General features: G+C 53.5%; 2 rRNA genes. Both read right to left on the bottom strand.

The window, feature by feature from the left end:
• A 23S ribosomal RNA gene (locus FK529_RS19690) occupies positions 1–177 on the bottom strand; the annotation flags it as partial.
• Positions 178–631: 454 nt separating this feature from the next.
• Positions 632–738, bottom strand: a 16S ribosomal RNA gene (locus FK529_RS19685); the annotation flags it as partial.

Genomic DNA, 738 nt, shown 5'->3' with positions numbered 1-738 from the left:
ACACCGTCTATATATTCAACGGCGGGTAACACCACATGACTGGTGCTGGGTTTCCCCATTCGGAAATCCTCGGATCACAGCTCGGTTGACAGCTCCCCGAGGCATATCGCAGCCTCCCACGTCCTTCATCGGCTCCTTGCGCCAAGGCATCCACCGTGCGCCCTTAGACACTTACAACACACAAAACACACACCAAACCCGAGACAACATCAAGCCATCCCACACATTCGATGCGCCCTGCATGACATCAAGCGCCAAAAAAACACAACAAAATGCTTACACAGAAACATGTAAAATTACAGAAACATAACACAACAACCACACCCAAACAGGCGCAGCGTCATGTTGATGCTCGCGTCCACTATACAATTCTCAAACAACACACACCACCACACCGCCACCCACCCACAACCCCACAACAGGGCCGCAGTACGCAGGCGCAGACATCCAGCAGCATCAGAGAAGACGTATCCCCTCAGACACCCAACAGTGTGCCGACGAAACCCCACCAACCAACCCCGAAAGGCCGGCCCAGCAGGCAATAACAATTACCGTGTCAGTGTTCCACCCAATAATATGAGCAACCGCATCAGCCACATTCGAGCTGATCAACGGCACTAATGCTCCTTAGAAAGGAGGTGATCCAGCCGCACCTTCCGGTACGGCTACCTTGTTACGACTTCGTCCCAATCGCCAATCCCACCTTCGACAGCTCCCTCCCACAAGGGGTTAGGCCAC

The organism is Tsukamurella asaccharolytica (assembly GCF_007858435.1).
Taxonomy (GTDB): domain Bacteria; phylum Actinomycetota; class Actinomycetes; order Mycobacteriales; family Mycobacteriaceae; genus Tsukamurella; species Tsukamurella asaccharolytica.
This window is presented reverse-complemented; position numbering and strand designations above follow the sequence as displayed.